General features: G+C 52.3%; 12 protein-coding genes, 2 tRNA genes, 1 other RNA gene and 1 pseudogene. 2 read left to right on the top strand and 14 right to left on the bottom strand.

The features are described 5' to 3' along the window. Nucleotides 1-9: 9 nt before the first annotated feature. From cbiD to BN102_RS02390, 5 genes are all read right to left on the bottom strand, one after another. On the bottom strand, nt 10-1,830 hold the full coding sequence (gene cbiD, locus BN102_RS02370) for a cobalt-precorrin-5B (C(1))-methyltransferase CbiD (protein WP_019207467.1): 1,821 nt from the start codon (nt 1,828-1,830) through the stop codon (nt 10-12). Further along, the gene (cobM, locus tag BN102_RS02375; protein ID WP_019207468.1) at nt 1,827-3,623 is read right to left on the bottom strand and encodes a precorrin-4 C(11)-methyltransferase; all 1,797 of its coding nucleotides are present in this window, start codon (nt 3,621-3,623) and stop codon (nt 1,827-1,829) included. Before cobM ends, cbiD begins: the two co-directional genes overlap by 4 nt. Then, a complete protein-coding gene (gene cbiE / locus BN102_RS02380) occupies nt 3,620-4,822 on the bottom strand; it encodes a precorrin-6y C5,15-methyltransferase (decarboxylating) subunit CbiE (protein WP_019207469.1) in 1,203 nt (400 codons plus the stop codon). Before cbiE ends, cobM begins: the two co-directional genes overlap by 4 nt. Nucleotides 4,823-4,829: 7 nt before the next feature. Beyond that, nucleotides 4,830-6,239 carry a precorrin-3B C(17)-methyltransferase gene (gene cobJ / locus BN102_RS02385; RefSeq protein ID WP_036787139.1) on the bottom strand — a complete coding sequence of 470 codons (1,410 nt, stop codon included), beginning with the start codon at nt 6,237-6,239 and terminating at the stop codon, nt 4,830-4,832. A gap of 197 nt (nt 6,240-6,436) precedes the next feature. Further along, nucleotides 6,437-6,811 (bottom strand): hypothetical protein, encoded by a 375-nt coding sequence (locus BN102_RS02390; RefSeq protein WP_019207471.1) that lies wholly within the window; start codon nt 6,809-6,811, stop codon nt 6,437-6,439. 154 nt (nt 6,812-6,965) lie between these two features. Between BN102_RS02390 and BN102_RS02395 the strand changes: the two genes are divergently transcribed. Then, the gene (locus BN102_RS02395; RefSeq protein ID WP_019207472.1) at nt 6,966-9,449 is read left to right on the top strand and encodes a heavy metal translocating P-type ATPase; all 2,484 of its coding nucleotides are present in this window, start codon (nt 6,966-6,968) and stop codon (nt 9,447-9,449) included. 42 nt (nt 9,450-9,491) lie between these two features. Here BN102_RS02395 and BN102_RS11080 read toward each other — a convergent pair. From BN102_RS11080 to ssrA, 6 genes and pseudogenes are all read right to left on the bottom strand, one after another. Then, a pseudogene (locus BN102_RS11080) lies at nt 9,492-9,635 on the bottom strand (RNA polymerase sigma-70 factor); the annotation flags it as partial. A 270-nt stretch (nt 9,636-9,905) separates the two neighbouring features. Next, nucleotides 9,906-9,980, bottom strand: a tRNA-Val gene (locus BN102_RS02400). A 33-nt stretch (nt 9,981-10,013) separates the two neighbouring features. Continuing rightward, nucleotides 10,014-10,088 (bottom strand) — tRNA-Val (locus tag BN102_RS02405). 73 nt (nt 10,089-10,161) lie between these two features. After that, nucleotides 10,162-11,226, bottom strand: coding sequence for a tRNA 2-thiouridine(34) synthase MnmA (gene mnmA, locus BN102_RS02410; RefSeq protein WP_019207473.1), 1,065 nt, complete (start codon nt 11,224-11,226; stop codon nt 10,162-10,164). Nucleotides 11,227-11,243: 17 nt separating this feature from the next. Beyond that, complete coding sequence (gene pncB / locus BN102_RS02415) at nt 11,244-12,413, bottom strand: nicotinate phosphoribosyltransferase (protein ID WP_019207474.1); 1,170 nt, start codon at nt 12,411-12,413, stop codon at nt 11,244-11,246. 104 nt (nt 12,414-12,517) lie between these two features. Then, nucleotides 12,518-12,915, bottom strand: a transfer-messenger RNA (tmRNA) gene (gene ssrA, locus BN102_RS10670). 111 nt (nt 12,916-13,026) lie between these two features. Here ssrA and BN102_RS02420 point away from each other — a divergent pair. Beyond that, on the top strand, nt 13,027-14,205 hold the full coding sequence (locus BN102_RS02420) for a lactonase family protein (protein ID WP_019207475.1): 1,179 nt from the start codon (nt 13,027-13,029) through the stop codon (nt 14,203-14,205). A gap of 519 nt (nt 14,206-14,724) precedes the next feature. Here the strand turns inward: BN102_RS02420 and BN102_RS02425 are convergent. From BN102_RS02425 to trkA, 3 genes are read right to left on the bottom strand one after another with little or no spacing between them, the layout of a single operon-like run. Next, nucleotides 14,725-15,696, bottom strand: coding sequence for a type I phosphomannose isomerase catalytic subunit (locus tag BN102_RS02425; RefSeq protein ID WP_019207476.1), 972 nt, complete (start codon nt 15,694-15,696; stop codon nt 14,725-14,727). A 46-nt stretch (nt 15,697-15,742) separates the two neighbouring features. Further along, complete coding sequence (locus BN102_RS02430) at nt 15,743-17,197, bottom strand: TrkH family potassium uptake protein (protein ID WP_019207477.1); 1,455 nt, start codon at nt 17,195-17,197, stop codon at nt 15,743-15,745. Continuing rightward, nucleotides 17,197-18,537, bottom strand: a complete 1,341-nt coding sequence (gene trkA, locus BN102_RS02435; protein WP_019207478.1) for a Trk system potassium transporter TrkA — start codon at nt 18,535-18,537, stop codon at nt 17,197-17,199. Before trkA ends, BN102_RS02430 begins: the two co-directional genes overlap by 1 nt. Between the last annotated feature and the right edge of the window lie 10 nt (nt 18,538-18,547).

An 18,547-nucleotide genomic window follows, 5' to 3' on the forward strand; every position in this document is an offset into this window, starting at 1 on the left:
AGGCAATAATCAGGCCGTATGAATCTCTCCGTTCTCGCCGATCAGCAAAACGATGAGATGCCCGTGGGGCAAAAGGGGTGCGCAATGCCGATAGCAGTGCGAGATAACGACTTTGCAGAAATCGTCTGTTTTCTCCGGAGGAATCTTTTCCCAAAGCTCTCGGGCTAAGGTCAACGTGTCGACCACATCGACCACCGATTGTCCACATCCCGCTTCCCGAATCATCCGCTTGATGAAGTCCTTGCTCATGATCCCTTTTCGGCTGTGCGTGTCGAGGTTCCCTTCGGCTAATTTTACAGCCTTGCCCAACATGATTCCCAGGGTAAGGTGAGGGATCTGCGCTTCTGCAGCGAGTTTAATCGTTTCGCCGATGAAGTTGCCGTACTCTACGAAGGCCTGTGCGGGAAGTTCGGGGTAATAAGCCTTCACGTACCTTTCGCTCTTCGCTCCGGAATTGATAACGATGCGGTCGCATCCCGTGGCTTTGGCCACATCTATGCATTTCCGAATGGATAGGACAAATCCTTCTTCGGAGAAAGGTTTAATGACACCGGAAACACCTACGATGGAAATTCCTCCTACGATACCGAGCCGGGGATTGAACGTGCGACGGGCCAACTCTTCTCCTTTGGGTACGGAGATGATGATCGACAGCGGAACTTCGGGTTGGAGCTGCTCGAGGATGTTGTGTACGATCATCTCTCGCGGAACCTTATTGATGGCTGCCGATCCGATGGGGGAATCGAACCCCTTCAGGGTGATCCTGCCGATGCCTTCGCCTCCTTCGATACGAACCCGCTCGCCTTGTTCCGGATCTGTTAAGATCGACACACGGGCTGTGATTTCGATGCCGTTCGTCACGTCGGGATCGTCGCCGCTATCCTTGATTGCAGTGGCGGAAGATTCTCCGTAGCTTACCGGCACGTAAACGGTTTCTTTGTTGGGAAGGATGACGGGGACGACTCCCTCAACGATTCCATCGGAGAGAATATAACCGGAGCCCTTTCTGTGTAGAAACGACTGCGCGGCACCAACGGCGGCAGCCGTGGCGTAACTGCCGCTGGTCAGTCCGCTGTGCAGCGCATAGAAATCGGGCAATAGTTGTTCGACGCTCCTGCGCAAGCCGTGTTCTCCGTTCACCCGATGGAAGACAGCAGGCGTTCGGGGGCGGGAAATAGCGTAGATCCGTATGTGCAAGTCTTCGGCCGCTTTTACCTTTTCCTCGAACCCACCCGTTTCTCCGCTTTCTTTCAGGAGGATGCCGTCCGGATGCAGTTGGCGAAGGAGGTTGTGCTCATCTTCTCCCCGGCGGTAGTAGTACAGGACGGAGGTGTCTATCCCCTGTTCGCAGGCTGATTTCATGGAACTTTCCCGTTCCAGAATGCGGTAGTATACTTTCGTTCCTTTAGCTTCGAGCGGTTTCAACTTGCTGATGCTTTGCACGCCGGTGGTCGCTAAAAGTGTCGGTACGCAAATCTGTTCGACGGCCTCGGAATAGTCTTTGCACCAGATAATGCGCTCGTCGTCATGAGGAGGGAATATTCGTTCAAAGCGGATGGCGGGGATTCGCAACCGTTCGGCCACATCCGCAACTGTTCGGTGGAGCTGTTCGGCAAAGGGATGGGCTGCGTCGACAAGCAGACGGATGGCATGTGTTCGGCAGAATGACAGGAGGGCAGGAAAGTCCAACGCCCCTTCCAGTCGGATGCCATTTTTGAGCGTGATCTGTTGCCCGGCGCCCTTGGTCGAATAGTAATAAGGCTTTCCCGCCTCTTCCAATTCTTTGACCGCCTTGCGTCCTTCGGTCGTACCTCCGAAAACGATGATCATGCGTTGCCCTTTCTATATCGATGAGTAAAATGCGGAGCGTACAGTTCGGACAATCCTTCGCGATGACCGATGGCTTCGCCTACGACGATCAAGGTGTCTGACGTCAGACCGTTGCCGCGCAATAGGTCGGTCAGGTCTTTCAGTTGTCCGTGGTAGATGCGCTGTTCCTTCCATGTCAGGCGATAGCAGGCGGCCACCGGCGTCGTCGGGGGATATGCTTGGAGCAACTCCGCTTGTACCTTTTCTACGAGGTCCGCACTGAGGTAGATGCACATCGTGCTTTGCGAGCGCGCCAATAGGTGAAGTTGTTCCTTCTCGGGCATCGGCGTACGGCCTTCGCCTCTCGTAAGGATGACGGTTTGCGTCTTCCGAGGAATCGTGAACTGCGACCGGAGTTCTGCTGCTGCTGCCTGGAAAGCAGAAATGCCGGGGGTGATGTGATAGTCCATGTCGTACTTGTCGAAGAGGTTCATCTGTTCCTGAATAGCGCCGTACAGGCAAGGATCGCCCGTGTGGAGGCGGACGATCAGTTCTCCCCGATCATAGGCTTCTTTCATCAATGCAATCTGTTCGGTAAGGTTCAATGAAGCGGAATTCCTGACCGTGGCCTGAGGTTTTGCGCAGGCCGTAAGTTCGATAGGAACTAAGCTACCGGCGTAAAGAATAAGGTCTGCCTGTTGCAGTATCTTCCTTCCGCGCACGGAGATCAAATCCGGGTCGCCGGGGCCGGCACCAACGATTTCTATGTGCCCCTTTCTCCGAAACCGGCGATCGATAGCTGCAGCTAAGGTCCATTTCTCACCTTTTATTTTCGGTAGGACGAGGGATTCGTTTTGAGCGGCGAGCATCGCTGAGGCTTCGCTGACGCTGGATGTCCGCATATACTTCCTGACCGTTTCGCTCGGATGTGGGACTTTCATCTTTTCCAAATCTTCGGCAGGGAAGAAGCGGAAGGCGTACGTCTTTTGCAGTTCCTGTACCACCGGTTCGCACTGTTTTTCCACGATGGTGGAGAAGTCGACGATCGCTTGCAGCGGTATGCCTTTATCCGACAGAGAATCTTCGATCTCACGTATCAACCCATCCGTCGGCCGGGCTTCGCGAGCGAGGCCTATGCCGACGTGGAGGCAGGGAGGGATGAACCACAGGTAAGGAATGCGGATGCGTGCGGGGCGAACGGGCGAGACTATCAATAGCAATGCGAAATCTTCTTGCCGGATATCTTCGGCATGATAGAAGAGGGTCACATTGTCTGGCCGGTTCGACACCAACCATTCTGTGCCCTTATCGCGGACGGTCAGCAGTAAGGCCGTGGGTTTGCCGGAAGCGAATAGGGCGATTTCGGCGTTCATATTCACCTTGTTGACGTGCCAGTCGAACCGCTGAGCGAGTGTGTCGAGTACCCATAGTCCCAAACGGTCGCTCTGCGTCGTGATGACGGGTGACGCCCCCAGCGCATGGGCGATCTTCTCGGTCAGCTCGTTGGCCCTGCCCAGATGGCCGGACAGAACGGAAACGACCATTTGCCCCGTGCAATCGGTGCAAAGGACAGCAGGATCGATATGCTTGTTTTCGATGTAAGGAGCGATGCTGCGCACACAGATGCCTAAGGCTCCGACGAAGATAAAGGCATCGAATGTATGGAAGTCTTTTCGAAGGAACTCGTCGATCGTGCGGATGCGAGAAGTTCCTTCTTCTTCGTGCAGAGAGAAGATAGGGAAGTCGAATTCTTTTCGGATGTGTTCGGCCGTCGCATAACCTGCTTCGGAGACGAGGATAATCGCTGTTTTCATCGGTTTATCGCTTTCAATATATCAATGGGATTGTAATCGTTGAATACGAGGTGCAGGGCAGGCTGCAGCGCGAGATTCAGCTCCCGGGCCATTCGCTCAAACAGATCGAAGCCGGTAGAGGTCACGGAATTCATTACGATGCACCCCCCTGGTCGAAGGACGGTCTTCGCCTTGCGCATCACCTCTTTCAACTTTCCTCCGTGCCCGCCTATGAATACGGCGTCCGGTCGAGGGAGGTTGGAAATATCCGTCGTGAGGAAATCTCCGGAGACGAATCGGATGCCCGGCGCGCCGAACTTCCGGCTGTTGGTTTCCATCAGTCGTCGCCCTTCCTCTCTGATCTCGAAGGCGGTGACGGAGAGATGCGGGAACAACAGGCGCGCTTCTATCGAAATGGAACCGGTGCAGGAGCCTATGTCCCATAAAGCCTGATGCGTATTCAGTGCCAAAGCTTGCAGGCTGAGCAATCGGATGGGCATCTTCGTGATCATTCGTTCTCTGCCGTCCAGCAATTCGAATGCCCGATCGTCGATTCCGAAAGGTTTGATCCCCGGCTCTTCGGCGCGGACGATCACGCAATTCGGCGCATCGAATTTCATTTCGGAAGCCTCTGCCAGCGAACAGCTGGTCACGCGTTCTCGTTCCGGATTCCCTAAATGTTCGCCCACATGCATCCGATAGGCCGTGTAGCCGAACTCCGTCATGCGGCGGGCGATCGCTGCGGGGGAGTGTTCCCCGTCCGTGAGAAGGCCGATTTCCGGCGTCCTTTCGATCAGCACACGGTCGAGTTCTTGCCACGAACGTCCCGTCAGGGATACTGTCCGCAGTTCCTGATAAGGCATGACCAGCCGGTGTGCGAGCATCTGAAGCGAATGGAAGGCGGGGAAGACTTTGATCTCCGCCTGCGGCATCTTCCGCCTTATTGTGTTGGCGAAGCCGAAAAACAGGGGGTCGCCAGAGGCGAAGACGACGATCGTTTCCGTTCCGTTGCATCGCGCTTCTTCGTACTGCTTGAATGTCTCGTCGAGAGGCGCGGCGATATCGATCCATCGAGCTTGTTGAGGCAAGAGGGCGTTGACGATTTCACGGTGTCTCTTCCCTCCGGAGAATACTTTTCCCTTCTCTATCTCCCGAGTGATCTCCCGCGAGAAGCGGGGCGCATGCGAGTCGTTGATTCCTATGACGATGAATGATAGCATTTTTTCTTTAGAGGTCTCTTCCCGGCCGTAAGGCTTCGGCGTCGTCGAACGTGAGGATGGCATTGACCAGTGTGGCCGCCAGGTTGCTCCCTCCCTTTCTGCCTTCGATAATGAGTTTGGGGATGTTGGCGAACGGTTTGATCATCTGTTTGGATTCGCAGACATGGACGAAGCCGACCGGTGCGGCGACGATGCCTGCAGGGGAAGCTTTCCCCCGACGGATCAGCGTGCACAGTTCCATGAGAGCGGTCGGAGCATTCCCGAAAGCGAATAAGGCATTGGGGTGCTCGGCTACAGCCAGGCGGATCCCCGCTTGCGTTCTTGTCAGCGCTTCCCGCCGCACCATGTCTGTTACGCGGGGATCGTCCAAATAACATTTTGCCTCGACGCCCAAACGTTGCAGTGCACCTTTGCGCAATCCGCTGACGACCATGTTCACATCCGAAACGATGTATGTCAATTCGCCCCTGGCCACTTTCCCGTACAGGATTTCTACGGCCGAAGGATCGGTGTATAGGAGGTCTTCCATCGTAAAATCGGCGGAGGTATGGATGGCGTGCAGCAGCGCCCATTTGCGGCCTAAGGGTATCTCGCTGTGTTTCATCTCTTGCTCGATGGTTTGGAAGCTTTTTATCATGATGTGTTGTCCGATGTGATCTCCTTCGCTCGGGGTTTCGCGGTAATATCCGCGCGGGGTGACGAACCGGTTGTTCCATGTGTAAGACTGCGAGTTCCCGATAATGATGACGGTGAACATGTCGATGTCCTCAGGGTCGAAATCACCGAGTGTCGTGATTTTTGCCGTTTGTCCTTCCCGTCCGGCCTGACGAACGTAGCCGACGGGCGTTTCAGGCGAGCGTCCTTCTTGGAGGAAGAGCTCCTTCAATCGATACAGTTGCCAGTACCGCTCGTCGCTTTTCGGGTTGTAGATGGCGGTCACGAAGTCGGCCACTGCTGCAGCGGTGATCCGTTTCTCAATCGTTTCCCAGGGAGTCATCAGGTCGGAGAGAGAGAGGATGCAGAAGTCGTGCCCCATGGGTGCGCCCAAGATGGAAGCAGCTTTCTGGAAAGCGCTGATTCCTGGGAAAGATGTGACTTCGATGTCGCTTCCTCGTTCCCGTTTCATTTCGTAGATCAACGGCGTCATTCCGTAGATGGCGGCGTCTCCGGAACTGACCACGACGACGGTCTTTCCCTGCTCTGCCAGTTCGAACGCCTGCCGAACGCGCTCTTTCTCTTTCTTCATCCCCGTATCGATGCATGCCGTTTGAGGACGAAGAAAGGGTTCGACGAAACGAAAGTAGTATTTGTATCCGACGATTGCATCCGCTTCCTTCAGGGCTTTCAAGACGGCGGGGGTGAGGTCTTCCGGACTTCCCGGCCCGAGGCCTGCCACAATTATTTTAGCCTGATTCATGATCATTTCGATTGGTAATGCAAAAGTAATAAATTAATGGCAAATCGCGATGTCATTTCCGCGGATGAATTCCGAATGGCGAGGCGGAATTCGTTCCTCATCCGAGATTCGGAGGCATAGATTTTAAAACTACCGCCCGCTTTGGAGGAAAGAGGTTGTTTCCTTCGATCACACTCCTGCATGACTTGCGAAGCGGGCTATTCTTTATAAATCACCAATATCGGATTACTTTCTTCGTTCAGCCTGTCGATCATCGGTTTCAGCCTTTTGTCTCGAATCTCATCCGTTTTCTCGTCAAAGATTTTATCGGCGGTCAGGATGCCTATGGCGCAACGGTCGGAGTAGAATGTCGGCCGGAAGAACAGCGGCGTGTCGGGGATGTTTATTCCTTTTTCGGTATTATCGGCTTTATAGACGGTACGACTCTTTTTGTCGATGAGGGAGGTTTTGCCGAGCGGATCGGCATGCTTCATTTGCTCGTACGTATAAACGGCAATGCCGTCGGAACGTTCTTTGTTCGTGCACGATTCGAAAAACAGAATTGAAAGGGTGAGGAGCAACGTCTTCTCCACGATTGGACGGTTAAATGTCCGGACCAAAGATAACGCATTTTGTGTATGTCTGATCGTTCTCTGTGATTTTTGTCCATAAATCCGTAACTTTCTTCCGTAATTCCGTAATATGTCGCGGACTTTCGGTCATATCTTTGCTTAAAATATTCGGATAATGGAGACAGACAGGCATATCGTTAAGGAATTCTTTCCCGTAATCGGAATGAGTTGTGCGGCGTGTGCGACTCGTGTCGATAAGATTTTGAACGGGCAACGGGGAGTTTGCGGAGCTTCGGTCAATTATGCCAACGGTATGGCCACGGTAGAATACGATAGTAAACAGACTTCGCCCGAGGCGCTGCAAACAGTCGTCCGACAAATCGGCTACGATTTATCTATCGAAAGGGACGATTCCGTCGAGGCTTTGGAAAGAGTGCAATCGGAGAATTATCGTTCGCTGAAGGGGCAGACTCTCGGTGCTTTTGTCTTGGCTGTACCCGTATTTATCATAAGTATTTGCTTCAAGGAAGTATGGTTGGGCAAGCTGGCGATGTGGCTGTTAGCTACTCCGACCGTCTTCTGGTTAGGGAGGGGATTCTTCATCCGTGCGTGGAAGCAGTTGAAGCACCGTTCCGCCAATATGGATACGCTGGTGGCTTGTAGCACGGGTGTGGCTTATCTGTTCAGCTTGTTCAATCTGCTCTTTCCGCAGGTTTGGACTTCGCGGGGCATAACTCCTCACCTTTACTTCGAGTCTGCCAGTATGATCGTTGGTTTTATCCTCTTAGGGCGTTTACTGGAGGCGAAAGCGAAGGGACATACGGTCACGGCTGTCAAAAAGCTGATGGGCTTGCAGCCGAGAACGGCGACGATTATCCGGGGGGACGAGGAGAGACCGATTCCTATTGAGCTGATTCGGCCGAATGATATCGTCATGGTCCGGCCGGGAGAACGAATAGCTGTCGACGGCGTAGTAACGGAGGGCGATTCGTATGTCGACGAGAGCATGCTGAATGGCGAACCGGTACCCGTCGCCAAGTCGACAGGTACCAACGTCTTTGCGGGGACGCTGAACCAAAGAGGAAGTTTCCGCTTTCAAGCGCGGAAGGTCGGTACGGATACCTTGCTCGCTAAGATTATCCGGATGGTACAGGAAGCGCAGGGCAGCAAAGCCCCCGTCCAACAATTGGTCGATAGGGTGGCGGCAGTCTTCGTCCCCGTCATTATGGCGATTGCCTTGATCGCCTGGATCGCCTGGGTGATCTTAGATCCGGTGAATGGTTTCTCGCACGGGATGCTGGCTCTGGTCACAGTCCTCATCATCGCTTGTCCCTGTGCCCTGGGATTAGCTACTCCCACGGCTGTTATGGTCGGCATCGGGAAAGGGGCGGAGAGCGGAATTCTGATCAAAGATGCGGAGAGTTTGGAAATCGCCAGAAAAATAAATGCTGTAATACTGGATAAGACGGGAACGATCACGGAAGGGAAACCGGAAGTCTCTTCGATAAAATGGGCGACGGCGGACGGAGAACGACTCGAGAGCGCTTTGTTCAGTTTGGAAAAGCTTTCGGAACATCCGTTGGCCGAAGCGGTAGTCCGTTATCTCGAAGGGGTGGAACCTTCGCTGAAAGTGACCGCCTTCGAAAGTCTGACGGGGAAAGGTGTAAAAGGAAATGTCGGCGGAACGCTCTATTATGCGGGTAATCAGGACTTCATGGAGGAACTGCAAGTAACGATGGAAGCCTCCCTGAAAGCGGAAGCCGCCCGATTGACGGCGAAGGCCGAAACGGTCATCTGGTTTGCGGATGCGAAGCAAGCCAGAGCCGTCGTCGGCATTACCGATAAGGTCAAGGATACTTCGGTGAAAGCGATCGAGACGTTGAAACGACAGGGGATAGACGTATTTATGCTGACCGGCGATCACGAATCGACGGCGAAAGAAATCGCCCGTCAAGTCGGTATCTTCCATTATCGGTCGGGCGTATTGCCTGGTGATAAGGCGGCCTTTGTCAAAGCATTGCAGGCCGACGGGAAATGTGTGGCGATGATTGGTGACGGTATCAACGACAGTGCGGCTTTAGCCCAGGCGGACTTGAGCATCGCCATGGGGAGCGGGAGCGATATGGCGATGGATGTGGCAAAGATGACTGTCATCTCGTCCGATTTGACAAAAATCCCGGAAGCATTGACGTTGTCCCGGCTGACGACTCGGACGATCCGCCAGAATCTGTTCTGGGCATTCTTCTATAACTTGATAGCCGTGCCGGTGGCCGCCGGCGTACTCTATCCCGTCAACGGCTTCCTGCTGAATCCGATGATAGGAGGTGCGGCTATGGCTTTCAGCAGCGTAAGTGTCGTCTCTAACAGTTTGCGGCTGAAACGGAAGAAAATAACGGGGAAGGAAGGACGAACGAAAGCGTTGAGAAATAAATCATTAAATACGACGACGATGAAAAGAGAATTTAAAGTAGAAGGCATGATGTGCGACCATTGCAGGATGCACGTGGAGAGAGCGTTGAACAGTATGGACGGCGTGAAGGCTACGGTGACGTTAGATCCACCCGTTGCTACGGTTGAGTTCGAAGGGACGGAGCGGACGCTCGAGGATTTGCAACGGGTAGTCACCGAGCGGGCCGGCGCGTATGCGTTGAAAGTGTAGCGCTCCTCGTAAAAGGATAAGGATGAGCGGAAGGTATTTCAGGTTCAGCGTCCGGTTATAGGTCGGGCGGAACAGATAGTTGCCGAGCGATGATTCGATGAGCACGAGCTCTTTATTTTCCCAGAGCCAAGTCATCAAGTCCTGCACGATGCTTTCCGCATCCTCCAGGTCGACAAAACGGTCCGCAGGCATGAATTTGATTATCTGTCGTGGAGACAACCGGAGACTTTTTTCAGGGAGATGCCTATGGCCGTTCTTCAAACACGCTGAGAACCTACTATTGAAGAATATAGAGAATTGATGGGAGAGGCGACTCGAAGTCGGTGAGATACTCTTTTACCGACATTCGACGTAAGAAGTCCCGTCGTTTACGTTTCAAATAGATCCGTTTCTGTCGATCGATCTGACCGTTTTGGCTGCACCTTCTCTTTTCCCGATGAGTCCACCCTTTTGAGGTGGGCGTTGACGGATTCGAACCGCCGACCCTCTGCTTGTAAGGCAGACGCTCTGAACCAGCTGAGCTAAACGCCCCGATTTCTCTAAGAAAAGAGGAGAGAGGAGAAGTGGGCGTTGACGGATTCGAACCGCCGACCCTCTGCTTGTAAGGCAGACGCTCTGAACCAGCTGAGCTAAACGCCCCGGTTCCTCTTTTCGAAAACGTGACAAAGATAGATATTATTCCGTAAACCACAAATTTTTAATCTATAATTTTTTATCCGGCTATCTCGCCGCTGCCTGCACATATTCGGGCATCCTGATCGTAGAGTACTCCGAATTGCCCGGGAGCGATTCCTTGAACGGGTTTTTCGCTATGGATATGGAGCGATCCGTTTTCTAATCGGTTCAAGGTTCCGACGGAATAAAAATCGGTATGGCGGATTTTGAAAGTGATATCTACGGGCGATTTCCCTTTCCAGAGGTCGTCGGTGATAAAATGGAAGTCGTGAAGAATGAAATCGGTACCGTATTGTTTCTCGGTGTGGTAACCGTGAGAGACATAGATGACATTTCGATCGATATCTTTTTTTATCACGAACCACGGGCCTCCGCTTAGTCCTAATCCTTTTCTTTGTCCGATGGTATGGAACCAGAAGCCGTGGTGGGTGCCTATCTCTTTTCCTGTTTCCCACTCGACGATCGGTCCGTCTTTTTCTCCCAAGAATCGTTTGATGAATTCGTTGTAATTGATTTTTCCAAGGAAGCAAATGCCTTGACTGTCTTTCCTGTAAGCGTTTGGAAGTTTGGCTGTTTGGGCGATTTTGCGAACTTCCTGTTTCCTCAGTTTCCCCAGTGGGAACATGAGTTTGGAGATTTGCAGGTAGTCGATTTGTGCAAGGAAATCGGTCTGATCTTTTACCGGATCGACGGCGGTGCCCAACCAGCTTTTTCCTTCTCTCTCTATGATGTTTGCATAATGACCGGTAGCCGTCTTGTCGTAGCGATATCCTACCTCTTTTTCGAAACAACCGAACTTAATGAGTTTATTGCACATCACATCCGGATTCGGTGTGAGTCCGCGTTTCACCTTGTCGATGGTATAGGCTACCACGTTGTCCCAATACTGTTGTTGCAGGTCGATAATGTCAAAATGCAGCCCGTACCTCTTGGCTATCGTCTTACCTATTTCTATATCTTCTTCGGAGGTACAGGTTAAATCTTCATCCTGATCCATGCCTATTTTTATATACCACAGGTCGGGCTTGTAACCTTGTTCGCACAGCAGGTGGACGACGACGGAACTGTCTACGCCTCCGGAGAATAATGTGGCTATGTGCATCATGAAGAACGACTTTTTTAACCCTTCAGTTTCAGCTCGTAAAGACATGCTTCCAATTCGGCGCTACTGCCCATGTGTTTGCCCATATCGTCGGAGAGCTTGATGCATTCGCGCCAATCCTGATGGCTGTTCATTCTGCATTGCGCCAGTTTCATCACGATGTTCGACGGTTTGAACCCCGTATCGTTGGTCAGATTGGTTCCGATTCCGAATGAGCAGCGAATTTTGCCTTGACAATAGTTGAAGAGGTGAAGCGATTTTTCGAAGTCCAACGCATTGCTGAAGATGATGGTTTTGGTGGTAGGGTCGATGCCTAACTCTTTGTAACGTTCGATCAGTCGATCGATGAATTCGAGTTCGTTTCCCGAATCGCAACGGACGCCGTCGAACAGTTTGGCTTGTTTCTTACTGAAGTTGCTCAAGAAAGAATCGGACGTATAGGTATCCGCCAATGCCGTCCCTAAATCTCCGTCGTATACATTGACCCAGTTTTCCAGCGCCATATAGTTTGCGTGCTTATAGCCGAACTGTGCGCCGTGAAACATAAACCATTCGTGCGGATGGGTGCCCATGGGGCGCATATCGTATTTCATGGCCAGGTAGCAGTTCGAGGTGCCGGTACAATATTGCGAATGTTCTTTCAGGTATTGGATAACCATCTCTTGCACGTCGAAAGAGAAACGGCGACGAGTGCCGAAATCGGAAAAGGTCATCTGGTTTTCATTGGACAAGTCGACTTTAGTTTTCAGCCTCTTGTAGACTTCCGCTTTGTCGGGAACGTGGCGGTCGTATTTGTTTTTGATCTCCGATAATATCGCTAACAGGGGGACTTCGTACAGCGTGACCTTGTACAGGTAATCGGTGATGTCGATATGCAGATGATGCGCCTCGTCCAAGGAAAGACGTATCTTCTCGGGGTCGAAACGGAAAGCGGCCAACCATTCCCAGTAGATGCGAGGCAGGAAACGGCAGTGCGCGTTCATGTACTCCAGCTCGTCGTCATGCAGACGCACTTCCTTCAGACGACGGATTTCCGCTTGGAATTCGTTCATGAAATCTTCATTGTATTCCGTTTCATCCCGGTCTTTAAAAATAAAAGTGCCTTGTGCATATGGAAACAACTTGATATAAGCATACGAGGTGGTGAACTTATATAGATCGGTATCCAAAATTGATTTTATGACCATAATATAAAGCTTAAAAGTGGCGCAGTAAAGGTATTATATTTTTTGCCCGAAAAATAGAAACGCACGGAGAGACTCCTTCAGCAACTTCGTACGTATCGATGGAGCGGTGGACCTGGAGGGAGTCGAACCCTCGTCCAAACAAGGAGACCATATGCTTTCTACATGCTTAGCTTTGCCTTCGGTTTTCGTGCACAGGCAAGACCAAAGCCACCCACTTGTGCCTTATCCTCTCAGATTTCGTCGAAAGCGCGAGGCGAACTTTCGATTATTTCCGAATTTGCTGTGCCGCTTTGTCAAACGCTTCGGAACAAGAGCTTTTGAGCGACATCCCGTTCCCGGCACTATGCCGGAAATAAAGGTGATTTACTTTGCTTCAATCACGCAGCGAGAGCATAATTTTCGTTGCCAGATAAATTTTGATAATGGAGATTATAGAGCCCTATTATCCACGCTCTGCATGCTTACATACCACCTCAACTCGCTGTCAAAACCGAACAAGCCCAATGGTTACGACAAAGGTACGAATATTTATGGATTGTCGTATCTTTTTTCGATTTAATTTTTCTACTTTCGGAAAACGTCGTTTCTTTGTGCGATGTTTAATGCTTAAAAGATGAAACGGATTTCTTTTTGGGGAGGGGTACTGACGGTATCGGTTCTCGTTGCCTGCAAGCCGGCGATGAAAGACAGGGCGTCGGCAGAGGTTGCACAGGTTTCGCCGATTATGCTGGTAGGAAGTTATGCGGATGTCGCGCAGGAGGGAGTCAAAGCTTTTCGGTTCGAGGAGGATTCGGTGCGAGCGACTTATCTTTGCGGTTTGAGCGGACTTTCCAATCCTTCGTTTTTAGTCCCGACGAAGGACGGGAAACATCTTTATGCGGTGAAGGAGGACGAAGGCCAGACGGCGGGCGCCTATGCCATCTCGTTCGATGCAGAAAACGGGCGGATGACTTTGCTCAACGAAGTCGCCACGCAGGGAGGGGCCCCCTGTCATATTACCCTCGATCCGTCGGAACGCTTTGTCGTGACGGCCAATTATTTCGGCGGGAATATATCGATCATGGCGGTGGACGATTCTGGCAGGCTGAAAGAGCCTGTTTGCGTGATCCCGTTTACGGGCAAGAGTGCAGATCCGGAGCGGCAGACCAAGCCTTATCTGCATGCCGTCCGGTTTTCGCCCGACGGCCGATTTCTCTTGGCGGATGATCTGGGTACGGACCGTATCCACATCTTCCCCGTGAATGAAAAAGCGGTAGCCGGTCGACCGAATTCTTTGGTAAAACCGGACGGCATGACGGACGTAGAGGTAAAGCCGCGGAACGGGCCGCGACACCTCGTCTTCCATCCGAACGGGCGCTATGCTTACCTGATTAACGAATTGTCGGGGAATGTCGTCGTATTCGATTATGCCGACGGAAAGCTGGCGACGAAGCAGTATCTCGAAGCGGATACCCTGCATGCCGGAGGAAGTGCGGATATTCAACTTTCGCCCGACGGGCGGTTCCTGTACGCTTCCAACCGGCTGAAAGCGGACGGCATCGCCATCTTTAAGATCGATGCGCAAGACGGGACGCTGACCAGAATAGGTTATCAGCCGACCGGCATTCATCCGCGCGGCTTTGCGCTCACCCCCAGCGGAAGGTATCTGCTGGCGGCTTGCCGCGACAGCCATTGCATCCAGATTTTTCGACGGGATGAGCAAACGGGGCTGTTGATGGACACGGGCCAGGTGGTCGAGATGAACAAGCCTGTCTGCATCCGCTTTCTCGAACGACCGGTTTCGCCGGCATGATCCTTGTGCGGAAGGTTTTTTCTCTCCGCTGCGCGCCGCGCCGAACATGCAAAGCCGTTTTTCCTGTCGCAGCGTGACGCAGTGAGAATAAAAATCCGTTTGAGGTGTTGCCGGGCGGCCCGACGAGAGTAAAACTTCGATTTCAGTACCGCCGCGTCGGTTGCAACGAGTGAATATTCATTTTTGGTCGCTGCAACGCATGCGGTCTGTATACAAATTTATTTTAGTACCATGCAACCCATGCGGTATGCATGAAAATCCGTTTCAACCCCTTGCGACTCATGCGACATGTATACAAATTCATTTTAACTCCTTGCGACTCATGCGGCATGCATACAAATCCATTTTAACTCCCTGCAACCGACGCGGCGGGAAGATGAATCCGTTTTAGCTCTTGTCGAGCCGTTCAGCGAAAATATAATTCTCCTTTTTCCTTCGTCGACTGGCGCGACGGAGGGCTCCTTCCGTTTCCGCTCTCGCCGGGCCGGTTGTCGGTGGATCGGACGGCAGATGTATGCCTTAGACGTAACTTTCGAGGAATTTGACGTGCGTTTCGACATCGATTCGGACTTCTTTCACGGTAGCGGGGAAGAGGATGGATTCGCCTGCCTGCAGGGGGAGTTCGTTCCTTTCGTCGTCCGTGATCGTACAGGTCCCTGCAATGCAGATGTAGATGACGAACGAGTCGAGCTCGCGGTAATCGACGGTCATGCTTTCGGTCAGGTTGTATACGGAGGTGGTGAAATAGGGACAACTGATCAATTCGACGGACTCGTTCCGCCTGGGTGCGTAAGCTGTCCGATAATCGGGCAGGACGGTGTAATCGATCGCTTCCTTGGCCAGCTCCGTGTGCAGTTCGCGGGTGTTCCCTTCTTCGTCTTTCCGGTCGAAATCGTAAATTCGGTAAGTAATATCGCTGGTTTGCTGGATTTCGGCCAGGAAACATCCCCTGCCGATGCTGTGGATCCGTCCGGCCGGCAGGAAAAACACCTCGTCGGGCTTTACGGAATAGGTGGCCAGCGCGTCTACGATGGTATGCTTCTTTACCATTTCGGCGTATTCGTCGGGTGTGATACGCCTTTTCAGGCCGGCGTAGAGCCGGGCTTTTCCGTGGGCATTGTCGATGATATACCACATTTCCGTTTTTCCCATGGAATGGTGCCGTTTTTGGGCCAGTTCGTCGTTGGGATGAACCTGTATGGAGAGGTCGTTGCGCGCATCGATGAATTTGATCAGCAGGGGGAACGTATCGCCGAACCGTCTGTAATTGCTTCTGCCGACCAAGCTCTCGCGGTATTCCTGGACCAATTCGGTCAGGGTTTTGCCGGTATCTTTTCCGTTGCGAACGACGGATTCGTTGCCGCGCACGCCTGAAATTTCCCAACTCTCGCCCACTTGTTGCTGCCGGCTGTCCAGGCGTTTGAACGGAATGATCTTATTTCCGCCCCAAAGGGTGGATTTCAGTATAGGATCGAATTTATACGGATACATGTCTGTGGTATTTATTTCGGACGTAAAGGTATGTATTTTTTTCGATTTACCGCTTCTTCCAGAAACTCGGCATAAGGAGAATGAGGATGGTAAACAGTTCCAGACGGCCTGCCAGCATGAGGAACGAGCAGATCCATTTGGCGACCGCGGGAATGGCGCTGAAGGAGTATGCCGGTCCACAGCTTCCCAATGCCGGCCCGGTATTCCCCAAGCACGACACGACGGCTCCGTAAGCTTCGGTAAAGTTCATGCCCACCATCATCAGTACGAGCCAACTGACGAACATCACGACCAGATACGTAAAGATGAAGGCGAGGACGATGGTTTTGGTGCCGTCCGGAAGAACTTGTTTGTTTACCCGAACGGGAAAGACGGCGTTCGGGTGGATGATTCGTCTGAACTCGTTGTGGGCTACTTTGCTCATGATCGCGATCCGAATGCATTTGATGCCTCCCGACGTAGAGCCGGCGCACGATCCGATGATCATGAGCAAACTGATAATCATCCAGAGCGAAGGCGTCCATAACATGTAATCGGCGCTCATGAAGCCGGTGGAGGTTTGTATGGAGACCACCTGGAACAACGCCTTCCGGAACGACTCTTCCATATTTCCGCCTGTGGTGAGGAACAGACCGGCGGCAATGAGCAGCGTAGCCAGAACGGCGATGCTGATGTACCATCGGAACTCGGTGTTACGGCATAATTTCTTGATCCGAAACTTCAATAAAGTCGTATAGAGCAATGTATAATTCACTCCGCTCAGGAGCATGAAGACGACGGTGATGTATTCTATACGAGGGGAATGAAAATAGGCGATACTGGTCTGCTTGGTCGAGAAGCCCCCCGTCGAACAGGTGGTCAGGGCATGGCAAGCGCTGTCGAAGATCCCCATGCCGGAGAAATAGAGCAATACTGCCTGCGAGAGCGTCAATCCGATGTAGATCATCCAGATCCATTTGGCCGTCACGCCGATGCGGGGGTGCACCTTGTCGTGCGTCGGTCCGGTGGCTTCGGCGGCAAAGAGTTTGACTCCTCCCGTACCGATCATCGGGAGGACGGCAATGGTGAAGAAAACGATTCCCAACCCGCCGATCCATTGGGTTATGCTTCTCCAAAACAGCAGGCCGTGCGGAAACGATTCGATGCGATCCACGATCGTCGCTCCCGTGGAGGTAAAGCCAGAGATCGCCTCGAAAAAGGCGTCGCTCACCCCTTCGATATAGCCGCTGATCAGGTAAGGCAGCATGCCTATGACGGAAGAGATGATCCATGCGGAGGCCACGATCACATATCCGTCTCTTCGATTTATGGACCGTTTGGCTCCCCTTCCGCGATAATAAAACAGTACGGCGACGCTTAGCGTGGCTCCTATCGAACAGAGGAAGGCGATGCTGTCGTCTTCTTTGTAATAGAAAGAGATCGCGGCGCATAACAGCAGGAAGCCCCCCTGAATGAAGAGCAGGATGCCCAAGGCCCGGAATATAATCTTTTTGTTGATCATCAGTGGAAGAATATTTCGGCTTTCTGGATCATTTCGCCCAGACAGAACACCATCACGTGGTCGCCCGGTAATATCTGCGTGTTGCCGTTGACCAAGATTCCTTCTCCGTTGCGGATCATTCCGCCGATGGTGATGCCTTTGGGCAATCCCATATCCTTGATGGGACGTTTCGTGATTCTGGAATTTTCTTTTGCGACGAATTCCGCTACGTCGGAGTCGGAGAACGTCAAACATTTTACGTTGGTCACATCCGCATCCAGCATCATTTGATAGATGTGGCTGGCCGCAATCTTTTTCTTGTTGATGACCGTTCCGATATCCAGGCTTTCCGCCATGCGGATATAATCGATATTCTCCACTTCCGCTACGGTTTTCGTCACTCCCAATCGTTTGGCCGCCAGACAGGCCAGGATGTTCGTTTCGGCATTTCCCGTCAGTGCCACAAAGGCTTCCGTGTTTCTGATACCTTCTTCCATCAGGAGGCTCAAGTCTCGTCCGTCGCCGTTGATCACCATGATACGGTCGTCGACCAACTCTGTCAGGCGATTGCATCGGCTCAGGTCTTTTTCGATGATCTTGACCTGCATATAGTCGGGCACGTATTGCGAAGTACGGATGGCGATCCGGCTTCCGCCCATGATGATCACGTTCTGCACGTCGGCGTAGTTCTCTTTTCCGGAGATTTTCCGAATGTACGGGATGTATTTTTTGGTGGTCGTGAAATAAACGATGTCGTACAGTTTAATCATGTCGTCGCCTCGCGGGATGATGGTGTGGCTGCCCCGTTTGATAGCCACGATGTGGTACGGATTCTCTCGCCCTCCCAAATCTTTGAGGGGGATGTCGAGGATTTCAGCTGTCTCACGCATCTTGGTGCCGATCAGGATCAGGGCTCCTCCGGCGAATTCCCACCATTGCCGAATCCAGCTCATCTTCAGTGCGTCGACGATTTCTTTGGCGGCTAACATTTCGGGATAGATCAGGGAATCGACTCCGAGTTTAGCGAAAAATTCTTTATGTTTCGGCAGCAGGTATTCGTAATTGTCGATTCGCGCTACCGTTCTTTTGGCTCCTAATTTTGTCGCCAGCATGCACGCTGTCATATTCCGGCTTTCTTCCGGCGTGACGCCGATGAACAGGTCGGCACCCGAAACCCCTGCATCTCTGAGCGCGGAAATAGACGTCGGCGAAGCGCATACCGTCATCAAGTCGAAGTTGGAGTCCATGCCGTTCAGCTTATTCTCGTCTTCGTCCATTAAAATGATGTCCTGGCGCTCGCTCGACAACAGTTTGGCCAAGTGCGTGCCTACGGAACCAGCTCCTGCAATGATTATTTTCATCTTCCTGCCC

It is taken from the genome of Phocaeicola abscessus CCUG 55929 (assembly GCF_000312445.1).
In the GTDB taxonomy this organism is placed as follows: Bacteria; Bacteroidota; Bacteroidia; order Bacteroidales; family Bacteroidaceae; genus Phocaeicola; species Phocaeicola abscessus.